The sequence below is a fragment of the Salinimicrobium sediminis genome (assembly GCF_900215295.1).
GTDB classification, from domain to species: Bacteria; Bacteroidota; Bacteroidia; order Flavobacteriales; family Flavobacteriaceae; genus Salinimicrobium; species Salinimicrobium sediminis.
In genome coordinates, this window is record NZ_OCMF01000003.1 from 202082 (window position 1) to 222661 (window position 20580).

The window sequence follows — 20580 nt, forward strand, 5'->3', positions numbered from 1 at the left end:
TTTGAACTGCCTTAAGTAGGTTAATTTATGAGGCTAAAATGACCATTGATCACCTTATTTGTAGATGTTTCAGCTCTAAACCAATAGTCGTCACCGGGCATAATATACCCATTGTATTTTCCATCCCAGGAGTCCTGAGGTAAAAGTTGTTTGAGCAATTTTCCGTAGCGATCAAAAATGTAAATGTAAACCAGGTAAGGCCGGTCCTGTGGTCTTGCCTGCCATCGATCGTTATACCCGTCTCCGTTAGGGGTAAAGTATTTGGGGAATAAAAAAGTATTTTCTGTTGGTTCTTCACCCTCATCTCCATCACCATCTCCTTCACCTTCCTCACAGTCATCATTTAATACCAGCAGGATCTGTACCTTTTTGGAGGAACAGGTGTAATCTGTGCGGGAAACCCGAATGTTAATAATCTGTTCCTTTGGAGTGGTGTTTGTGAAATCTTCGGGATTGGGAATTGTCAAAGGATTCCAATCTTCATCAAAATAAGTGAGCTCCTGGTTTGGTTCATTTCCTGTCAAATCATCCACAAGATTAGACAGATCAAAGCTAGCATAACCATCGCGGTCGTTGTCACAGGCTTCATATGGCCCTGCATCAAAAACTACGGGTTCAGGAATATTGGGAACGCTTATTTTCGTGATCCATAAATCCCTCTCTCCCCTGGAAGGCTGGCTTTTATCCCCACTTGCTCCGGAGTCTGTCCAACCTCCTAAAATGTAATTTCCATCCTTGTCTTCAAAACCGAACATGGGTTGATCTGTACTACTTCCTCCCAGGGTTTTATCCCAGCATTTTTCACCATCATCAGAAATTTTGAACATCCAATAATCCCTATCCCCGCGGCTGGCTTCTGTTTTGTCATAACCTTTTCCGGAATAAGACATTGCTGCAACCAAAAATCCCGAATTAGCTGAAGGAGAAATGCCGGCACTCCAATCTGTATCACCACCACCATAGCTCTTTTGCCATATAATATTTCCACTTAAGTCGACCTTTACAATCCAGATATCATCGGAATTATAAGATGACATTGTTTTGTCCCCGCTTTGTTCTGAAAAGGAGGTACCGGTAAGAATATAACCGTCGCCCCCGGTGCTCTTAATATCTTCAAAATGGTCACCATTATTACCTCCAATGATGTTCTGCCATAAAATTTCGCCCCGTGGATCGATCTCTAACACCCAATAATCGTTTAAGCCCCGGGTTGGCTGAGATTTTGTCGCTGAAACCGGGGAAGAAGAAGAGGCACCAATGACATAATTTCCTGCTGAAGTTTCCACAATTCTCGCATTGTGGTCATGATCGCTTCCTCCATAACTTTTCTGCCATTCCAGGTGGCCTTTTGGGTCCAGTTTCAGAATCCATATATCCGATTCTCCCAATCCGGGACTGGTTTTATCTCCCGAAGCCGGAGAAATACTGGTGGAGGTGATTAAAAATCCGTTATCCCGGGTTTGAATAATATCTTCAAGATCCTCGGCGTCACTGCCGCCATAGGTTCGCTGCCATTCTATATTCCTGTTTTGATCTAATTTTACGATCCAAAGGTCCCGATGCCCTCTAAGGTATTCTGTTTTATCTGCTGAAATTCCCGAATAGGAAGTTCCTGCCAGTAAAAATGTTCCATCTTTAAGTTCAATTGTTTTATGGATTGCGTCCATTGACGATCCCCCGTAGCTTCCCTGCCAAAGAATATTTCCGTCAGGATCCATCTCTATGATCCAGAAATCACTGCCACCTTTATCAGGAACGGTTTTATCCCCTGAAAGACCTGAGTAAGAATATCCGGAGTACATATAATTCCCCCGGCTGTTTTGAAAGGAATGGAACAACCAATCCGTGCCATCTCCTCCAATTGTCTTTTCCCAGATAAGCTCCTGTCCTTGTGCTTTTAGGCAAAATAGAGAAACAAAGAGCAGAGTATATAATCCTTTCATATATTGGCCAGGGTTTTCTTCGCCGGCTAGTAGTTTATAAAGCGCTTTGGAAGGGGCGGAGACCCAAATATAAATTTTTGAGAGAATTTATTTAACATATTTTTAATAAATTCTCATTTTGGCACATTTAGCATTCCTCTCCCTGATATTGAAACTTGCATAATAAGTTGCAATAGTTATATTTGTTTTATGGCTAAACTAGATGAGTTTATAGCTGAATTTGCCTCTTTCGTTTGGGGCCTTCCGCTTTTAATTTTACTTACCGGAGGTGGATTATATCTCCTCATTTATTCTAAATTTCTTCCTTTCAGATACCTGGGGCATTCCCTAAAGGTGTTGAGAGGGAAGTATGATGATCCTAACGATCCGGGAGAAATCAACCATTTTAAAGCCCTTTCCACTGCTTTGTCTTCTACTATTGGAATGGGAAATATTGCAGGTGTGGCAGTAGCCATTGCCATTGGTGGGCCCGGTGCCATGTTTTGGCTGTGGGTAAGTGCGGTTATAGGAATGGCTACAAAATTTTTCACCAATACTCTTGCTGTGATGTACCGCGGAAGAGATTCTGAAGGGAAGCTGCAGGGCGGCCCCATGTATTTTATTACTGAAGGCCTTGGGAAGAAATGGTGGATTATGGCAGCATTTTTCAGTGTTGCCGGATTAGTAGGCGCCCTCCCGGTGTTCAATGTAAACCAACTCACCCAGGCTATCAATTATATCCTCCTTACTCCTAATGGAGTGGATGTGGATTTTACCTCAAATCTCATTATCGGGATCATACTCGCGATTATTACCGGCATAGTGATCTACGGCGGACTGGAACGTATTAGTAATACGGTTTCCAAAATGGTGCCCATCATGGTGGGGTTGTATTTTATATCGGTATTGATCATTCTGCTGGTCAACTTTGATCAGGTGCCTTATTATTTTGGGCTTATATTTACTGATGCCTTTGCAGCAGAAAATTACGTGGGAGAACCATTTTTAGGAGGTGTCCTGGGTGGTTTGATCATTCTGGGAATAAGGCGGGGAGCGTTTTCTAATGAAGCGGGGATTGGGACTGCTCCCATGGCACATGGGGCTGCAAAAACTGCCGAACCTGTGAGAGAAGGGCTGGTGGCCATGCTAGGCCCCGCGATTGACACGCTTATTGTTTGTTCCCTCACAGGCCTGGCTATTCTGGTTACCGGGGTGTGGCAAACCCATGATGTGAACGGGGTGAGTTTAACTGCAGCCGCTTTTAATGCTTCAATTCCGGTCTATGGAAATTACCTGCTCCTGGTATGTATTGCGATCTTTAGTATTTCGTCGCTTTTTTCCTATTCCTACTACGGAAGCAAATGTCTTTCCTTCTTAATAGGAGCCGAAAAAAAGCATTATTATAACTATTTCTATATCCTAAGCATCCTGCTGGGGGCAACGACTTCATTGAGCATGATGATCAATCTGATCGACGGATTTTTTGCCCTTATGGCAATTCCTACTATGACAGCGACCTTAATCATGTCACCAAGAGTTTTAAAGGAAGCAAAAAGATATTTTGCCGCACTAAAACAGTCGGAAAAAGAAGTTATCCAAAAGTAACGACTCGTCGTTCATCCTGGCTTTGCTGTGCAGCTTCAATGATCTTTATCACATCCCTGGCCTGTTCAGGTTTGACTTCAAGTTCAGCGCCGGAAGTAATGGCGTCGAAGAGATTTTGATATACTACCCGGTAGTCGCCGGGTTCACTTTTATAAAATTCTTTTTTGTCAAGGGTATTTAATTTTCCCCAGATCTCTTCGGGTTCTCTTCCCCAATCGGAGAAATCCTTTGGTAACTGGCCTTTTTTCAACGCCTCTTCCTGGACGTCTGCTCCATACTTTACGTAAGAACCCTTGGTGCCGTGCAAAGTGAATGTGGGGCCTTTTTCCTTTACAAGGGTGCCAGCTTTTAAAGTCACTTTTATTTGGGGATAAAACAGCAGCAGTTCAAAATTATCGGGAACCGAGGCATGATCCCGTTGCATTCTTATGTCTGCGAATACCTCTTTTGGTAAACCAAATAAATGCAGGGCCTGGTCAATAAGATGACTCCCCAGATCATAGAGAATTCCGCTGCCGGCGAGTTCCTGTTTTTCTTTCCAACCCGGTTTGATCTCGTTCCTGAAACGATCGAAATGCGCCTCATATTCTACTAATCTTCCTAAAAGGCTACTCTTTACGATCCTTTCTACTGTTCTAAAATCACTGTCCCACCGGCGGTTATGGTTAATACTTAACACCAGATTATTTTGATGAGCCAGCCTTATCAGTTCATTTGCTTCTCTAACGTGTGGGGTGAAGGGTTTTTCGACCAGCAGGTGTTTGCCGGCTTCCAGTATTTGTTTGGCAAACGAATAGTGAAGATGATTAGGAAGCACAAGGATCACCAACCGGATCTCTGAGTCTTCAAGGATTTCAACAAGGTTGCTCACAACTTCAGCTTCGGGAAAATCCTGCAAGGCAGCTTTAATATTGTGTGGACTGGAGGTGAGAATCTTTGTCACTCTGAATCCGGAGACAGAGGAGAGAATTGGGGCGTTATAGATCCTTCCACCGGAACCATATCCCACAAAGGCAGTATGCAGCTGCTTCATTTTTTGTGGTAAGGTAAAAAATTCAGAAGAACTTCAACAGACAGGTGGTCTAAAATGTCATTTTATGCTCCTTTTCCTGATTTCACTGTGCTGTTACGTCAGTAAAAAAAGGTTTAAGGACTTCATGATCCATGATCTTTTCTATACATTCCAGGCGCATTGGCTTTTTGCAGTAGTAAAGTACACTCTCATACTTTTGCGCCTTTAGATAATCTTTCTGGTTGATGGAGGAAGTCACAATTACCACATTCACACGGGATAAAAGCTCCAGTTTTTTTAGTTTTTTCAAAAATTTCCAGCCATTAAGTACCGGCATGTTAAGATCAAGAAATATCAGGAAATGTTTTCTGTCCCCATCGTTTTTTTCAATATACTTAAAGGCTTCAAGGCCATTTTCGCAGATCACAGGAGGCCAGTTTAAACCGCTGTTGCGCAACAGGTTCTTATGTAACAGAGTGACTACTTTGTCATCATCTACTACCAGGATCTCAAGACTTTGAGCATCATTTGACACGAACATCAATTTCTTCAGTTTTACCTATGATGTTGCGTATAATGTTGTCTAGTTCATTGGCCGAGTCATGGATGTGAAAAAGAATTTCTTCCCTTGACATTTCTTCATAGCTATCTTCTTCGAGAAGGTGAAGCAGGCCTTTTATTCTTGCCAAAGGAGCCCTTACAATGTGAGATTGCTCCCAGGCAATTTGTTTTAGGGCTTTATTTTGCCGCTGTACTTTCCGCAGAAGTTTACGGGAATTGGTGACATCAAGTACAGCACCAATCATACGGTTAGCTTTTCCTGTGTTGTCGCGAATAATGAATCCACGGTCATTAACATGGGCGATCTTACCGTCGGCTTTTACTATACGATATTCGAGTTTCCATTTTTTTACCTCGGGATCATTTATTGCACATGCCAGGGACTTTTGCACCTTCTCCCGGTCTTCATCTGCCACTTTGGTAAGCCAGAATGAATGTACAGAAGTAGCTTCATTGGTATCGTATCCAAAAATGTTCTTGTAACCCTTGCTTCGGGTAACCGAATCTGTAGCAATATCCCAATCCCAGATCATTTCATTGGTAGCCTTCATCGCCATTTTAAAACGCTTATTCGCTATTTTAAGCGCCTCTTTTTTCGCAGTGATCTCAGATATGTCACTGGTAGCACCAATTAACCTGATTGCCTTTCCTGTATGATCTCTAATGATGTATCCTTTGTCCACCACCTGGGCATAGGTGCCATCGGCTTTGCGGAAACGATATTCGGTTTTAATAAAATTTTCGTTAGGATTGGAGAGAACATCTGAAAGCCTTCTTTTTTCCACCGGAAGATCTTCAGGATGAATGTTCATCTTCCAAAATTCCCGTTTATTTACGACATCTGAAGGATAACCGAAAAGTTCTTTAAAGCTGCGGTGAAACCTGGTTACATCATTGCTCTGCAGATCCCAGTCATAGATTAGATCCTGGGTGGCCGTAGCGGCCAATTGATATCTTTCATTGATATACTCTATCTCTCTGGCCTGAGCTATGACCGTCGTTACATCCCTGGAATTGGCAACAATTCCTTTAACCGCTGAATCTTTGAGTAGATTAGTTATCGTAGTTTCAACCCAGTGGTACTCCCCCTTTTTGTTTCTAAACCTGAAGGGGGATATTTGCACCTGTTTCTTGTTTTTAAGCGAGGTAAATTGCTCCTTTACCCGTTCCCAATCGTCCGGATGTATAAAGTCGTAGCTATATTTGCCTATAAGTTCACAAGGTTCAAATCCAAGGATCTTTTTATAATTTTCACTTACAAAAGAATAGTAACCTTTCGTATCCAGAACACCCATCATATCTGATCCTTCCTGTACCAAAGCTCTGAACTTTTGTTCGCTGAGCCTGAGTTCCTCCTCTCTTTTTCTGACCTTTTCAAGGGCAGCCTTTTTTTCAAAGGCATTGGTAAGGTTCTGGGTAAGACTTCTAAGAAAGGTAACTTCCTCTTCTTTCCAAATCCTTTCTTTAGTACAATCGTCAAATCCAACAAAACCAAATAAATGCTCCTCCACAAAAATGGGCAGCAATAGCATGGATTTGATATCCTGATCTTCAAAGATCTCTTTTAAAGGTCCTGGAGCAAGGTCATTATAGGTAGTGATAAAAGGTAGATTCTTAGTTAGGGAGGTCATTATTTCCTCCACTGTTTTTATGGGCATGTTTTGAAGCTCCTCATTATCTATTTGGGGAGCCGCCTTTTCACTGCACCATTCCACTTTTTGGCTAATAAGTATTTCTCCTGTATTCGGGTCTTCATCGGCTCCAAAATAGTACATTCTGTCTGCCTCTATGGTTTGAGCTATAGCGCCAAAAGTCTCGTGAAGAGCCTCATCATTGATCTCATTTTCCAGAAGGGAGCTTATGAATGCCGCATTGACTTCCAAAAAACGGCTTTTTTCCACGATCACTTTTTCATTTTGCCTCAAATCTGTAATATCCTTTGCAATACCGTGAATCTCGGTAACCTTTCCTTCCAAAAACAAAGGCATTAGCAGCACTTTTAAGATGAGCTTACTTCCCTGTGCCGAGATAAAGTCGGCTTCAAAAGAGGTAATGCGGCCTTTACAGGCCAGGGTAAAGTGATCAAGAACGAGAGATTTGTGATGGGGGGTACAAAACGGCAAAAAACTGGTGCCAATGATCTTTTGGAGGGGAAGGCCGGCCATTTGCGTTAGACTCGCATTGGCATGTATAAAGTTCCCTTCAAGATCCATCCTGTAGATACCATCCGGGTTATCCTTGATAAAGTTTTTGAATTGCTGTTTATTGATATGAAGTTCTGTCTCCATATCTTTTTCCCTTTTTGCCAGGAGAACTTCTGAAGTCACCTCCCTGGTAGTATGCAGAATGTATTGGACATTTCCCCCGGAATCTTTTAGCGGAATGTTTTGGGAGGTGAAATAACGCTCCATAAAAAAGCCTGTTTTCCTGTCCCGAATATCATATCTCAGATTTCGAACTATATGCTTTTCTCCATTTTTTAAAACTTTTAAAAAAGATTTTGTGATGGTGTCAAGGCCATAAACTTCCTGTTGAGGATTGGCTGGGAAAGCCTCTTTTATGTCCTTTTGTAACAGTTCTTCTTCTGTGGAACCTGTAAGATCGAGGTAAGCCTTATTAGCATCAAGAATTATGTAATCTTTGGAGGATCTGGACTCAATAATGAGGCAGGGAAAAGGCATGGCCTCAAAAATCTCTTTCCAGCTTTTATCCTTCATAGTAGGGAAATGAAAGTATTTGCCTAATTCTTAATTTTTTGTTAAGGCGAAACAAATATAGCAAAATTATCTTCCTGTTACCACGGGAGAAAGAGGAAAATAGGTTTTTTCAGCTTTGAAATATGTATTTTGACGTTTAAAAATAATTCAAAATTGAGAAAATTCCTACAATTAATTATGAGTTATGAATGTATCCGTTTATTTAATGCCTCACCGGAACAAGCAAGACGGGTATACTAAGGTCTTCTATAATATCCTGCTCCATACTTCCTACAAACATCTGATAGAAGAAGTTTTTCTTGTGGTGACCGGCAATGAGGAGGTCTGCGTTTAATTTTCTGATTTGTTCTTTAATTAATTTTGCTGTGGAACCCTGCAACTGCATTCCTTCTGCATTAAAATTCCTTTCCCGAAGGCTCTCGGTAAGATTTTTTACCAGTTCTCCCTCTCTTTTCCTGTTTTTAAGCCTTTTTTCGTGAGCAAATTGGGGACCGGCTTCCAAACCCAGGTAATCATCAGGATCGGGTTCGCTAACGTGAAGGATCCAGATCTTAGAATTAAAAGCTCCTGCTATTTCTTCAGCTTTGCCCACCAAAAGGCCGGCATTTTGCTCCTTGTTGATTGCAACCAGAATATTTTTCATGTGAGGGGTAGATTAGCTCCTTAAATTTAGCAAAAAAAAGTGCAGTTAAAAAAGATCATTTTTGGCAATAAAAAATCCGGTAATTACCTGAAATACCGGATTTACAATATTCTTTTTGGGAAATTTAATCTATGAGAGTCTCATTAAATAATTTCAGGATTCTCTTGTATTCATCTGTCCAGCTGCTCGGCTCCATAAAACCATGATCTTCTACAGGATATACAGCCATTTCCCAGTTGTCTTTTTCGAGCTCAATGAGTCTTTGGGCCAGCCTTACTACGTCCTGGAAATGAACGTTTACATCTATCATACCGTGCGCGATCAACAGATTGCCTTCTAAGCCTTCTGCAAAATAAATAGGAGAGGAGCGCTTATAGGCGATAGGATCATTCACAGGTTCATTAAGAATATTCGAGGTATAACCGTGGTTGTAATGAGCCCAATCTGTTACAGATCTCAGGGCAGCCCCAGATTTGAAGGTATCAGCTTCATTAAACAGAGCCATTAAGGTGATGAACCCGCCGTAACTTCCGCCGTAGATGCCCACTTTTTCGGGATCAATACCATGTTCAGCAATGAGGTATTTCACCCCATCTACCTGGTCAGATAGATCTTTGCCGCCCATGTGTCTGTAAATTCCTGTTCTCCAATCCCTTCCATAGCCGGCGCTCCCGCGGTAATCTATATCAAGCACTGTATAGCCGAGATCGGTGAGTAAATTGTGGAACATATATTCCCTGAAATAACTTGACCACCATTTATGGGCGTTCTGCAGATAACCGGCGCCATGCACGAATATTACGGCTGCTCCATTTTTTACTTCTTCGGAAGGTTGATACAACCTGGCCGGAACCATAGCTCCATCCTGAGCCTCGAATTTTACCAACTCCGGATCTCTCCAGTCATAATTTTGAAATTCTGTGGAGCGGCCTGATGTGAGCTGTTGAGCCTTTTCCCCGGAAGAAGTTTTCTTAAAATAAAGTTCCCAGGGTTGGTTGGAATAAGAATGCCTTATCGCCATGTACTTCTCATTAGGAGAGAGTTCGACTTCGTTATTTCCTTTCAGATTCGTAAGTTTTTCCATTTTACCACCGCGAACAGGCATTCGGTAGAAATGTCTTTCCCCGGGATGGACTTCCGAAGTGGTGAGATACCATGTCTTACGGTCCCTGGAAAGAAAAGGGTCAAAAACCTCATACTCGCCCTGTGTCAAAGCAGTCTTTCTTCCAGATTTCACATTGAGAAGGTACAAGTGGGAATAGCCGGTTTCTTCGCTCTGAAAATATATAGTTTCATTATCATCAAGCCACCCTATTGTGCCTCCACTCCAGGAATATCCAATCCCGGGACCGGCTATCCATGCCTCGTCACGTTGACGGTCAAGAGATTTTAAGCTCCCGGTCTGCAAATCCAAAAGACTAATCCACCGGTCCTTATTGTCCCCGGATCGGACGATCAATATTGCCTTTTTTCCATCTTCTGAAAAATAGGGGCCGTTGGTGTTTACCTCCCTTATCTCCTCTTCCCATTTGCGGTCGGGATAATCGCTTACATAATCGGGAAGATCCTTTATCCCCGGAAGCTTATCGGTCTGTACCATGTAAACCGTATCTTTTTGAAGATTATAAATTACGGTTTCCAGCTTTGACTGCTCACTTCCCACTTTGCTGCGGGCAGGGAGATCTACCGTATATCCTGAAAGATCGGTGTAATTGGGAACATCGGTATCTTTTGCCTCTGCACTGGTAAGAAGCTGAAAGCTTACGTAGTTTCCATCGGGTGATACCTGTAGATTCATGGGCCTCTTTTTCCCAGTATAGAAGGTAAAAGGGGTAGGGGCAGATGTCCTTTTTCGATAATCTTCCCGTGCTTTTTTATCCTCATTTCTTTTCCGTACCTCGGCCAGTAAGTCCAGGTTTTCATCCTGTAGCCATTGGTCCTGTTCAGAAAGTTTCTCGTCTTTTTCCTCCTTTTCGGTGCCGGTTCGAATATTGGTGAGTTTATCCAGCATACCGGTATCGAGGTTATAGATAAAGGCATTGTTGTCAAAAGCAAAACTTATCTTTTGTTCATCTGCCATAAATTCCGGATTGGAAATAGGTCCTCCCAATTCTAATAATTGCCCTTCTTTCCTATTCCTGAAGTCATACAGATAAAGAATCCCATCCCGTACATAAACCTTTTTGGTCCCTTTTTTATTCAAATCGCCCTGGCGCGGGAGAATTTGATCTTCTTCCAGCCAACCCACTTTCACTACTTGCTTGGGATTATTGATGCTGATCCTGTACAGCGAATCTGAAGGATTTTTCTCGGGATTATATTCAAAATAGATGTTCTCGCTGTGCGCTCCCCAGGAGATGTTGGAAGGAAACGTGCCCATCCAGGCGGGGTCCTGCATGATCTTTTCAACTGAAAGATCGGAAGTTTGAGCAAAGCAGAAATTAAGGCTGATAAATGCCAGCAGGCATAAGACATTCTTCATGTTAATAGGAAATGATTATTGGAGAGGCAATATAAAAAATCCCGCCGAATAAGCGGGAAAAGAGATGGCACCTGTGATTAATAGTGCCTGTATCTATGTTTGTTGAATCTAAATCGCTCTTTCTTTTGAAGAATTCCGAGTATTAGTCGGGACATACTTCAGTAAAGTTTTTATTGATTTCAACTCAAAAATGGCGTTTTCGATAAAAGCTTTATGACGCAATAAAATTTCTCTGCAGGAGCCTTCATGAATTCGACAAAGAGCATCTTGATAACTTTGCAGACTTTCCTTATGGATCTTTAATGCTTTTTTAATGGCGGCAGCCTGGTCATCTATTCCTGTTTCCATCCTGTTCCTATCATAAGAGGAAGAAGACATGTAAGGTTCTTTGCCTCCATAATAGGAAATTTCTTCTGCTATTTCCATAGCAAACTGGGAACGACGGGAAGCAATATTCTGAAAATAATACTTTAGTGAAGCATCTATAACATGTTCTGCTATTTTACGGCAGTGTCTGGCTACCTTGAAATTGTCTTCAAGAAGCTGGCGTAGTGAACGTTCCCGTATCTTAGAATGGTTCATTTTATTTTGTTGGAGTGACTAGATTAAGTTACGAAAATTCCCTGTATGATATTCTCTTCCCCAGGATGTTAACTCACATTTAGCTATTCAGGAAAAAGAGCACAAAAATCTTCATAAATTTTAATCAAGAGGATTATAAGGAGGTTGAAAAGCATAAAAAATCCGCCTAAAGTTGAGGCGGATTTTTCGTAATTATTTGTGAAGAATTAGGATTTTGCCTTACGGTTCAATCTATCCTCGGCCATTTCTGTGAGCAGGTCGTCTGCTTTATACTCTTCATCGAGAGTTTTCTGCAGTTTTTTTGCAATATCATCGTGTCCTAATTCCTTGGCATATCTTACAGCAGTCCCATAGGCGGAAATTTCATAATGTTCTACCCGCTGTGCTTCAGCAATAAGGCCGGCATCGCGTACCTCTTTTTCGGTATCTTCTTCAAGGAAAGATTCAGCTTCCTTTATAAGTCCTTTCATGGCTTTACAGGTTTCGCCTGTAGGTTTGATTCCCAGTTCTTTGGTGATCTCTTCAAGGCGTTTTATATGGCCTTCGGTCTCCTTTAGATGTTTTTCAAATGCCTTCTTCAGTTTATCGTCATTTGCATTCTTTTGCATCTTTGGAAGGGCCTCCACCAATTGGTTCTCTGCGCTGTATAAATCCTTTAGTTGGTGTTCAAACAGATCTTTTAGATTTTTCATTTTCTTAATTTTTTGGTTTATACTAATTTAAACCTCATCTGCAGCAAGTGCAGTTAAATGAGTAATAAATCTTTGTTGATTATTTACTAAAACCATTAAGTTGGCTCCTGAACAAAAACGGATTTTCTTTTTACCTTAGTAGTTTAAATTTTCTTCATGTTCAGAATTCAGGATTATATTCGGGATATAAAAGATTTTCCGAAAAAAGATATCATTTATAAAGATATAACCCCGTTGCTGCAGGATCCTTCGGCAACCCGTGAGGCTTTAAAAAAGCTTCTTGAACTATTGGGGGATCAAAAGGTCCATAAGGTAGTTGGCATAGAATCCCGTGGATTTTTCTTTGCCACTTTACTGGCACAGGAACTTAATGCAGGTTTTGTTCCAATAAGAAAACCGGGAAAATTACCTTTTAACACCTTTAGAGAAAATTATTCCCTGGAATATGGGGAAGATGTTCTGGAGATCCATTGCGATGCTATTCAGGAAGGGGAGAAAGTCCTGGTACATGATGATGTGCTGGCTACCGGTGGAACTGCAGCGGCGGCCTGTAAGCTGGTAGAAAAAATGGGGGGAGAGATTGTACAATGTAATTTCCTGATGGACCTCGATTTTTTAAAGGGTAGAGATAAATTGAATCCCTACGAGGTCGTTTCTCTGGTGACTTATTAGCCAATATAACCAATGCTGATTTCAGGCTGTCAAGCCACTTTTCATCTTCATTAACCGGTAAAAAATAGTATTTTCGTGGCCCAAATGCAGCAAACAAAGAATATTGCCATTGTAGGCACGGGATTGGTGGGATCGCTTCTTGCCCTTCATCTAAGAAAAAAAGGTCATTCCGTTACATTATTTGATCGTCGCCCGGATGTGCGAAAGGTAGAATTTTCCGGACGTTCCATCAACCTGGCCATGTCTAACCGGGGCTGGAAAGCATTACGCGAAGCAGGCATTGAGGAGGAGATAAGAGAGCTGGCAATTCCGCTTTACCGGCGTGCCATGCATATCGATAACGATCCTGTGTATTTTCAAAACTATGGAAAGGATGGGGAAGCCATTTATTCAATTTCCCGAGGGGTACTTAACCGAAAGATGATAGACCTGGCCGAAGCTGCCGGGGCTGTTTTTAAATTCGAAGAAAAAGTTTGGGAAGTAGATCTTTCCGAAGCAAAACTTTATACAGGGGAATCTGAAAAAGGAAATTGGGAAGAGTATGATTTCGACCTTATTTTTGGGGCAGACGGGGCTTTTTCACGAGTGCGGCATAAAATGCAACGACAAAGCAGGTTCAATTATTCCCAGCATTTCATTGATGTGGGTTATAAGGAGCTTAGGATTGCTGCAAATGCCGATGGCTCTCACAAATTGGATAAGAACTCCTTTCATATATGGCCCCGGGGCAAATTTATGCTCATCGCGATGCCCAACCTTGACGGCAGTTTTACCTGCACACTTTTTTTGCCTTTTGAAGGGGAGAATTCATTTGAATCTTTACAAACAGAACCTGCGGTGCAGGATTTTTTTGAAAAATATTTTCCCGATATGCAGGAAGAGATCTCCGGTTTTACCAAAGATTTCTTTAAAAATCCTACCAGTGCCCTGGTGACGGTTAAATGTTACCCCTGGACCTACTATGATAAAATTGCCCTGGTGGGAGATGCTGCCCACGCTATTGTACCTTTCTTTGGACAGGGAATGAATGCGGGTTTTGAAGATATATCCGAATTGGGCAGATTGGAGGAGGTACATGGAAATGACTGGGAAAAGATCTTTGCTGAATATCAGGAAATAAGAAAGCCAAATGCCGATGCTATTGCAGAACTTAGCTACCGGAATTTTATGGAGATGAGCAGCAAAACTGCCGATCCTGATTTCCTGCTGCGGAAGAAGATCGAAAAGAACTTTACCGAAAAACATCCCGAAAAGTGGATTCCTGCCTATTCCCGTGTGACCTTTTCTGAAGCACCCTATTCTGAAGCATTGAAAATTGGCGACAGGCAGGCAGCTATTATGGATGAGATCATGCAAATTCCGCAAATTGAAGAAAAGTGGAATTCCGCAGAAGTGGAGAACAGAATCCTAAAATTGCTGCAGAATAAATAATCTGCGATGCTTAGTTTTAGAATCACTTAGTCCTCATTCCTGCACACTCAATACTGACCCTGATCGCTCTATAAATTCTCTTCCTCTACAGTATCCGGATCATAAGTGAGGTGGAGGCTGTGATAAACCCGCTCGACATTCTGCTTATTTTCCATTAGAACTATGAGGGTATCTTCTTCCTGAATTTCGGTAGCACCATTGGGGGTAAGGAATTTTCCGTTTCGGGAGATCATCGCAATGATAGCGGTGCGTGGAAAATGCAGATCCACAATCCTTTTTCCAACAGAAAAATTATCCGGAGGAATGGTAATTTCCCGAATTAGGGATTTCGTCCCATCTGCAAGGAAAGCATCCACGGGAGAGATCTTTTTTACGGTTTTTGGCAGCGCTACATGTAACCATTTTGCTACCGTAGATAGGGTGGTGCCCTGGACTATTACCGAGGTAAGTGAAACAAAGAAGACGATGTTAAAAATCATATGGGCTTTTTCTATTCCCGCTAATAAAGGATAGGTAGCAAAAACAATGGGAACAGCACCTCTTAGACCAACCCAGGAAATATACCAGCGCCGGCGCATCTTCATTTTAAAGAACGACAGGCTTACGAAAACTCCTATGGGACGTGCAATGAGGATCAGGAAACCCGAAATAAGGATGCCAAGCCCAATTACCGGAAGGATATCACTGGGGTAGACCAGCAGTCCTAAAGTAAGGAACAGTACGATCTGCATCAGCCAGGCAACCCCGTCAAAGAACCGCATGATAGTACGTTTATGAATCAGATCCTGATTCCCCAGGTAAACTCCGCAAAGATATACAGCCAAAAAACCATTTCCACCCAACCTGTCTGTTGCCGAAAAAACCAGGAACATTAGAGCAATGGCGAGAACAGGATAAAGACCTTCAAAATCAAGAGTGATCTTGTTGATGATCATCTTGCTTACTTTTCCAAATAGAAACCCCAGGGCTGCACCTATGAGAATTTGCTGAAGAAACAACGGTATTATGGAAAGCAGGCTTTGATCCTGGTTCACCACCAGGCCTAAAAAGGCAATGGTAAGGAAATAGGCCATCGGGTCGTTACTTCCGCTTTCCAGCTCAAGAGTAGGTCTCAAATTGGCTTTTAGTGCCATATTCTTTGAACGTAGAATTGAGAATACGGCAGCGGCATCTGTCGAAGAAACAATAGCTCCCAGGAGCAGCCCTTCATAAATACTGAAATCTGTTATCGCCCATACAAAGGTGCCAAGAGAAAGGGCGGTAAAAAGGACTCCAAGGGTAGATAGCGATATCCCATGCCACAGGATGGGTTTAATGCTGCGCCAGTTGGTGTCCAGCCCTCCTGAAAAGAGTATAAAATTCAGCGAAACAATACCTATGAACTGGGCAAGCTGCGGATCATCAAATTCAATTTTTCCTATTCCTTCAGACCCTGCTAAAATTCCAACCGATAGAAATAATATAAGGGTTGGGACGCCAAACCTATAGGAGGTTTTTCCGGCCAGTATACTTATGAGAAGTAGGAGGGAGCCAATGAGCAGTACATTCTCTGTAGTTATATCCATAGATGGAGCCGGCTTATTCGGATTTTTGCAAAGAAAGGGATTTTTGCCCTTTTTTGAGAGTTAGTCGGCTTTGTTTTCTTTAAGCAATTGAGGAAACTTACTTTTGAATCTATTGAACCTGGGGTTCGAAACATTCCGGATGTAAGGATCATTAGGATTGTTTTTCTTGTAATTCTGGTGATAAGCTTCTGCCTTCCAGAATTTTTGGAACGGAAGCACTTCTACAGCAATCGCCTTTTTATACTCTCCTGCCAAATCTTTTATTTTTTCTTCAATGATCTTTTTTTGTGCAGCATTCTGGTAAAAGATGATTGACCGGTATTGGGAGCCAATATCCGGACCCTGACCATTTTTTTGGGTAGGATCCATGGATCCAAAATACACATCGGTTAAAGTTGCGAAATCAATTACTTCCGGATCGTAAATCACCTCAACGGCTTCGGCGTGACCTGTAGTGCCGGTATTGCTTTCCTCATAGGTTGGATTTTTGGTATGCCCACCGGAATATCCGGAGATTACTTCCTTAACTCCTTTTACACTCTCATAAACTGCCTCTACACACCAGAAGCAGCCACTGGCAAAATATGCTCTTTTTAAACCGTCTTGCGGCGGAACTTCCACAGGTTCGGCATTGGCGATTTCAGGTAGGGTGACCTGGCTTTCAGAAGAATTTCCGCAGGCTATTAGAGTAAACAGCAGGGAAAAGATCAAAGGTAATTTCATATTATTCTTTTTTATAGGTGCCTTCAAGGGTTTTCTTTCCATAAAGTGCATAATCTGTAGCGACTTCCCCATCAACGGCAAAACCAAGCCAATCAAGTTCCACGCCACCATCTGGTGTAAAAGTTAAATTTGCAACGGGCGTATTAGTGTCAAAATCGTCCCAGGGCATTTTTCTGTCAGGTTTTATTTCCCGGTTTGCTGAAACAAAGAAGACATCTGCTGTATTGTCGCCGGTTTTTTGAGTTCGGGCGGTGATATACAATTTGTCCTTGTCTATACACCATTCGGTAGGCGCATCAAAGTTTATTTCAATACAGTTACAGTTACAGTCGGCTGTTGCTTTGCCGTTCTCAATTTTATGATATCTGCCATCAAGGACGGCAGCAATGCGGGGTTGTTCTTTTTCTGTTTGTACCGCATCCCGTTCTTCCTGAATATTCCCCGGAGGCAGATCTGCAGTAGTAGTATCTTGTTTATTAACATCTGCAGCATTGGAGGTGGTGCTTTTTTGATCGTTACATCCAAACATAACTATCGATAGAAAAATAAAGATCAGGTTTCTCATAGTTGTAGGTTTAATCCTTAAAGGTAAGCCTTCCTGAAATCTTTTTTGTGAAAGGGATGTTAATCAGTCTTTGATTCTGGACCCTGGAATCTTGAGCCAGGATTTTATTGTTTGCACTGTCTAGATTATAGGTTCTGGTATTTAGGATCAAAAAAAACCCCTCGCTTTCGCGAAGGGTTTGTAGATATGATAAATTCTGAATTAGAAACTCTGGAAGAGCTCATTCATTTTTTGTCTTTCTTCCTGTGCCAGTTCTTCATCTACAAGGATACGTCCACTGTGCTCATCTGTAATGATCTTTCTGCGGCCGGCAATTTCCATGATCACCTGGGGTGGGATTGTAAAGAAAGAACCCCCTGAAGCTCCTCTTTCTACGGGAACCACCGCAAGACCGTTTTTAACGCTTCCGCGAATACGGCGATATGCATTCACAAGGCGCTCTTCGATCTGCTCCTGGAATTCTTGAGATTTTTTGATCAAAGCCTGCTCTTCTTTTTCAGTTTCAGCAAGGATCTCGTCTAATTCACTTTTCTTATGATCAAGGTGTTTTTGACGCTCGTTAACACGCTCCTGGGTTTGCTCGATCACTTCTTTCTTTTGTTCGATCTGCGCACGGTATTCCTTGATCTGTTTTTCAGCAAGTTCTATTTCCAACTCTTGAAATTCAACTTCCTTGGAAAGCGCGTTGAATTCGCGGTTATTACGAACATTTTTCTGTTGTTCAGTATATTTTTTGATCAATGCTTTCGCATCTTCAATAAGATTCTTTTTGGCATTGATGTCCTGATCGATCACTTCAAGGTCGGCATTCATTTTCTCAAGGCGCGTGTTCAAACCTGCAACTTCATCTTCTAAATCTTCTACCTCCAGGGGAAGTTCACCTCGTACATTTCTTATCTCATCCACGCGGGAATCTATAAGTTGAAGATCGTACAACGCTCTTAACTTCTCTTCTACAGTAACATCGGATTTTTTGGCCATAGTTAAAAATACTTGATAGGATTGGTTTCTGTCTTTGATAAAACGACTGCAAAATTAGCAAAATTTTTCTTAAGAAAAGCGGCTAAAAGGTTTTTTGTGTACTGTTCGCTTTCAAAGTGGCCAATGTCTGCCAGCACCAGTTTTTGCTCAGCTTTATAGAAGTCGTGATACTTAAGATCGGCAGTTAAAAAGATGTCTGCTCCTGCCGCAGCTGCATTTTTGATCGCAAAGCTGCCGCTACCACCAAGTACTGCTACTTTTTTTATTGGTTTTCCAAGTAATTGCGAATGCCTTATGCAGCCTGTACCAAAGGTTTTTTTTACTTTTTCCAAAAAAGTGGTTTCCGATACCTCTTCCTCCAGTTCTCCAACCATTCCCATTCCAATTTTTTGATTCTCATTTTCCAGGGTGGTCACCTCGTAAGCAACCTCTTCGTAGGGATGGGTGTCAAAAAGGGCTTTTAGAATAGATTTTTCCAGGTGCTTCGGAAAAGTAACTCCTATCTGCACCTCCTCTTCGTAATGAGTTTCACCTTTTCGGCCAATCACGGGATTGGATTCCTCGTTTCCGCGGAAGGATCCGCTGCCGTTAAGGTTGAAGCTGCAATGGTCATAATTTCCAATAGATCCTGCCCCGGAGGCAAATAATGCTTCCCTCACTGCTGAGGCATCTTTCTTTGGAACGAAAGTGAGGAGTTTTTTTATACTTCCCTTCTGTGGAATCAAGATCTTCCTGCTGCCAAGATCAAGTTGTTGGCAGATCACATCATTCACCCCCCTAAAGCTGTTATCAAGAGCAGTGTGAATTGCATAAATTGCAATATCATTCTTTATTGCCTTTAACACAGCCCGCTCCACGTAATCCCTTCCGGTAAGTTTTTTCAACCCGGAAAAGATAATAGGATGAAAACTCACAATAAGGTTGCAGTTTTGGTCAATCGCTTCGTCCACCACTGTCTCCAGGGTATCCAAAGTGACTAATATTCCCTTTACTTCCCAGTTTTCTGAACCTGTAAGAAGACCTACATTGTCGAAATCTTCGGCATAGGCCGTAGGCGCAAATGTTTCCAGTTCCCGGATGATATTTTTTATGAGCATAGTGTTGCAGTGCTTTTTTCAAAGGTAAGAATTGAGGATTTAAAATCATGGATAAAGGGGGATGAGCACCTTGCCGTATTATTAGTAGATATCCAGGGGAAAAGAGATTTTGCTGAAAGATCTATTTTTGAAATACTAAAATTTTTAAAGACAATAGATATAAAGAGGTGAATTTTAATTATATAATCTTCTTTTTTTTCCTCTTGCTGTACCACATCCTGACATAATAAATAATCGTAATTCTTGTAAAAAAATGTGTTTTGAACTATAATTTTGTCTCTTTTTTTTCCATCAAAAAATTTACCTTCGCTGCATGGCCTCAGCAAGAAAACTTCTATTTCCTTTTTCAATTCTTTACGGCAGCATCATGCATGTACGGAATAAACTCTATGATAAAAATCTCTTGTCCTCCCGGGAATTCGAAATTCCTGTCATCGCAGTTGGGAATTTAAGTGTGGGAGGCACCGGTAAGTCCCCCATGGTGGAATACCTTGTTAATTTGCTCAGGCAGGATCATAAGGTGGCAACTTTGAGTAGGGGCTATAAAAGGAAATCCAGCGGCTATATTCTTCTTAATGGTCAGGATACTGCGATAGAAGTTGGGGATGAGCCCCTGCAGTTTAAGAGTAAATTTCCGGATGTTTTGGTTGCAGTAGACGAGAACCGCAGCAACGGAATAGAAAAACTCCTTGAGGAGATGCAGCCTCCCGATGTCGTAATACTGGATGATGCTTACCAACATCGTAAGGTAAAAGCAGGTTTCTACATCCTGTTGACATCTTACACAAATCTGTACAAAAATGACCTGGTCCTTCCTGCGGGTAACCTTAGAGAACCTGCAGCGGGGGCAAAAAGGGCAAATATCATTGTCGTTACAAAATGCCCCGAAGATCTTGGGGCTGCAGAACAGGAGGAGATCAGGAAAAAACTAAAACCAAAAGCGGGGCAGGAGGTTTTCTTCAGCAGTATTGCTTATAGCAAAGAGATCTATAGTAGAAACCGGACCCTTGAACTAAAGGCACTTCAAAAGGAAGAATTTACGCTGGTCACCGGCATCGCCAAACCACAACCTTTGGTGGATCACCTGGAAAGCCTTGGATTAAATTTTACGCATAAAGCCTTTAGTGACCATCATAACTTTACCGAAGAAGAAATTAAAGCCCTTCAACACGAGGAGCTCATTTTAACTACCGAAAAAGATTACATGCGGCTAAAAAACGAGATCTCCAGGGAGAAAATCTTCTATTTGCCTATACGAACCCGGTTTTTAAGTGCCGGTGCTGAGTTCGAATCACAGGTAAAGAATTTTGTACAAAAAAAATGAGACCCG

General features: G+C 41.9%; 17 protein-coding genes. 4 read left to right on the forward strand and 13 right to left on the reverse strand.

Annotated features, from left to right (window positions below; translation table 11 throughout):
• Positions 1-20: 20 nt before the first annotated feature.
• Complete coding sequence (locus CRO16_RS11980) at positions 21-1943, reverse strand: T9SS type B sorting domain-containing protein (protein ID WP_097056628.1); 1923 nt, start codon at positions 1941-1943, stop codon at positions 21-23.
• A 189-nt stretch (positions 1944-2132) separates the two neighbouring features.
• Here CRO16_RS11980 and CRO16_RS11985 point away from each other — a divergent pair, with 189 nt between their 5' ends.
• Positions 2133-3527 carry an alanine/glycine:cation symporter family protein gene (locus CRO16_RS11985; protein ID WP_097056629.1) on the forward strand — a complete coding sequence of 465 codons (1395 nt, stop codon included), beginning with the start codon at positions 2133-2135 and terminating at the stop codon, positions 3525-3527.
• On the opposite strand, the gene CRO16_RS11990 is transcribed toward CRO16_RS11985, so the two are convergent.
• The 7 genes from CRO16_RS11990 to CRO16_RS12020 form a co-directional block, all read right to left on the reverse strand.
• Positions 3514-4560: a Gfo/Idh/MocA family oxidoreductase gene (locus tag CRO16_RS11990; RefSeq protein WP_097056630.1), complete on the reverse strand. Its 1047-nt coding sequence runs from the start codon at positions 4558-4560 to the stop codon at positions 3514-3516. The genes CRO16_RS11985 and CRO16_RS11990 overlap by 14 nt on opposite strands.
• Before the next feature lie 82 nt (positions 4561-4642).
• The gene (locus CRO16_RS11995; RefSeq protein ID WP_097056631.1) at positions 4643-5080 is read right to left on the reverse strand and encodes a response regulator; all 438 of its coding nucleotides are present in this window, start codon (positions 5078-5080) and stop codon (positions 4643-4645) included.
• Positions 5064-7817 carry a PAS domain S-box protein gene (locus CRO16_RS12000; protein ID WP_097056632.1) on the reverse strand — a complete coding sequence of 918 codons (2754 nt, stop codon included), beginning with the start codon at positions 7815-7817 and terminating at the stop codon, positions 5064-5066. Before CRO16_RS12000 ends, CRO16_RS11995 begins: the two co-directional genes overlap by 17 nt.
• 202 nt (positions 7818-8019) lie before the next feature.
• Complete coding sequence (locus tag CRO16_RS12005) at positions 8020-8460, reverse strand: universal stress protein (protein ID WP_097056633.1); 441 nt, start codon at positions 8458-8460, stop codon at positions 8020-8022.
• Between the two features lie 124 nt (positions 8461-8584).
• Entirely contained in the window at positions 8585-10942 is a 2358-nt protein-coding gene (locus CRO16_RS12010) for a S9 family peptidase (protein ID WP_097056634.1), read from the reverse strand.
• A gap of 108 nt (positions 10943-11050) precedes the next feature.
• On the reverse strand, positions 11051-11524 hold the full coding sequence (locus tag CRO16_RS12015; RefSeq protein ID WP_097056635.1) for a DUF2383 domain-containing protein: 474 nt from the start codon (positions 11522-11524) through the stop codon (positions 11051-11053).
• 206 nt (positions 11525-11730) lie between these two features.
• Positions 11731-12216, reverse strand: coding sequence for a YciE/YciF ferroxidase family protein (locus CRO16_RS12020; RefSeq protein WP_097056636.1), 486 nt, complete (start codon positions 12214-12216; stop codon positions 11731-11733).
• A 156-nt stretch (positions 12217-12372) separates the two neighbouring features.
• Here CRO16_RS12020 and CRO16_RS12025 point away from each other — a divergent pair, with 156 nt between their 5' ends.
• The gene (locus CRO16_RS12025) at positions 12373-12888 is read left to right on the forward strand and encodes an adenine phosphoribosyltransferase (RefSeq protein WP_097056637.1); all 516 of its coding nucleotides are present in this window, start codon (positions 12373-12375) and stop codon (positions 12886-12888) included.
• 84 nt (positions 12889-12972) lie between these two features.
• Complete coding sequence (locus tag CRO16_RS12030; RefSeq protein ID WP_097056638.1) at positions 12973-14319, forward strand: FAD-dependent oxidoreductase; 1347 nt, start codon at positions 12973-12975, stop codon at positions 14317-14319.
• Between the two features lie 68 nt (positions 14320-14387).
• Here CRO16_RS12030 and CRO16_RS12035 read toward each other — a convergent pair whose 3' ends face one another.
• The 5 genes from CRO16_RS12035 to CRO16_RS12055 form a co-directional block, all read right to left on the reverse strand.
• Complete coding sequence (locus CRO16_RS12035) at positions 14388-15884, reverse strand: potassium/proton antiporter (protein WP_097056639.1); 1497 nt, start codon at positions 15882-15884, stop codon at positions 14388-14390.
• 60 nt (positions 15885-15944) lie between these two features.
• Positions 15945-16607, reverse strand: coding sequence for a peptide-methionine (S)-S-oxide reductase MsrA (gene msrA, locus CRO16_RS12040; protein ID WP_097056640.1), 663 nt, complete (start codon positions 16605-16607; stop codon positions 15945-15947).
• A 1-nt stretch (position 16608) separates the two neighbouring features.
• Positions 16609-17172 (reverse strand): hypothetical protein, encoded by a 564-nt coding sequence (locus CRO16_RS12045; RefSeq protein ID WP_143544534.1) that lies wholly within the window; start codon positions 17170-17172, stop codon positions 16609-16611.
• 201 nt (positions 17173-17373) lie between these two features.
• Entirely contained in the window at positions 17374-18153 is a 780-nt protein-coding gene (locus CRO16_RS12050) for a zinc ribbon domain-containing protein (RefSeq protein WP_097056642.1), read from the reverse strand.
• A 2-nt stretch (positions 18154-18155) separates the two neighbouring features.
• Complete coding sequence (locus CRO16_RS12055) at positions 18156-19250, reverse strand: Nif3-like dinuclear metal center hexameric protein (protein ID WP_097056643.1); 1095 nt, start codon at positions 19248-19250, stop codon at positions 18156-18158.
• Positions 19251-19563: 313 nt separating this feature from the next.
• Between CRO16_RS12055 and lpxK the strand changes: the two genes are divergently transcribed.
• On the forward strand, positions 19564-20574 hold the full coding sequence (lpxK, locus tag CRO16_RS12060; RefSeq protein WP_097056644.1) for a tetraacyldisaccharide 4'-kinase: 1011 nt from the start codon (positions 19564-19566) through the stop codon (positions 20572-20574).
• Positions 20575-20580: the final 6 nt, after the last annotated feature.

Bases quoted from the DNA above. Each gene is read 5' to 3' on its own strand.
- CRO16_RS11980 (WP_097056628.1), bottom strand. From the start codon at position 1,943: ATGAAAGGATTATATACTCTGCTCTTTGTTTCTCTATTTTGCCTAAAA.
- CRO16_RS11985 (WP_097056629.1), top strand. From the start codon at position 2,133: ATGGCTAAACTAGATGAGTTTATAGCTGAATTTGCCTCTTTCGTTTGG.
- CRO16_RS11990 (WP_097056630.1), bottom strand. From the start codon at position 4,560: ATGAAGCAGCTGCATACTGCCTTTGTGGGATATGGTTCCGGTGGAAGG.
- CRO16_RS11995 (WP_097056631.1), bottom strand. From the start codon at position 5,080: ATGTTCGTGTCAAATGATGCTCAAAGTCTTGAGATCCTGGTAGTAGAT.
- CRO16_RS12000 (WP_097056632.1), bottom strand. From the start codon at position 7,817: ATGAAGGATAAAAGCTGGAAAGAGATTTTTGAGGCCATGCCTTTTCCC.
- CRO16_RS12005 (WP_097056633.1), bottom strand. From the start codon at position 8,460: ATGAAAAATATTCTGGTTGCAATCAACAAGGAGCAAAATGCCGGCCTT.
- CRO16_RS12010 (WP_097056634.1), bottom strand. From the start codon at position 10,942: ATGAAGAATGTCTTATGCCTGCTGGCATTTATCAGCCTTAATTTCTGC.
- CRO16_RS12015 (WP_097056635.1), bottom strand. From the start codon at position 11,524: ATGAACCATTCTAAGATACGGGAACGTTCACTACGCCAGCTTCTTGAA.
- CRO16_RS12020 (WP_097056636.1), bottom strand. From the start codon at position 12,216: ATGAAAAATCTAAAAGATCTGTTTGAACACCAACTAAAGGATTTATAC.
- CRO16_RS12025 (WP_097056637.1), top strand. From the start codon at position 12,373: ATGTTCAGAATTCAGGATTATATTCGGGATATAAAAGATTTTCCGAAA.
- CRO16_RS12030 (WP_097056638.1), top strand. From the start codon at position 12,973: ATGCAGCAAACAAAGAATATTGCCATTGTAGGCACGGGATTGGTGGGA.
- CRO16_RS12035 (WP_097056639.1), bottom strand. From the start codon at position 15,884: ATGGATATAACTACAGAGAATGTACTGCTCATTGGCTCCCTCCTACTT.
- msrA (WP_097056640.1), bottom strand. From the start codon at position 16,607: ATGAAATTACCTTTGATCTTTTCCCTGCTGTTTACTCTAATAGCCTGC.
- CRO16_RS12045 (WP_143544534.1), bottom strand. From the start codon at position 17,172: ATGAGAAACCTGATCTTTATTTTTCTATCGATAGTTATGTTTGGATGT.
- CRO16_RS12050 (WP_097056642.1), bottom strand. From the start codon at position 18,153: ATGGCCAAAAAATCCGATGTTACTGTAGAAGAGAAGTTAAGAGCGTTG.
- CRO16_RS12055 (WP_097056643.1), bottom strand. From the start codon at position 19,250: ATGCTCATAAAAAATATCATCCGGGAACTGGAAACATTTGCGCCTACG.
- lpxK (WP_097056644.1), top strand. From the start codon at position 19,564: ATGGCCTCAGCAAGAAAACTTCTATTTCCTTTTTCAATTCTTTACGGC.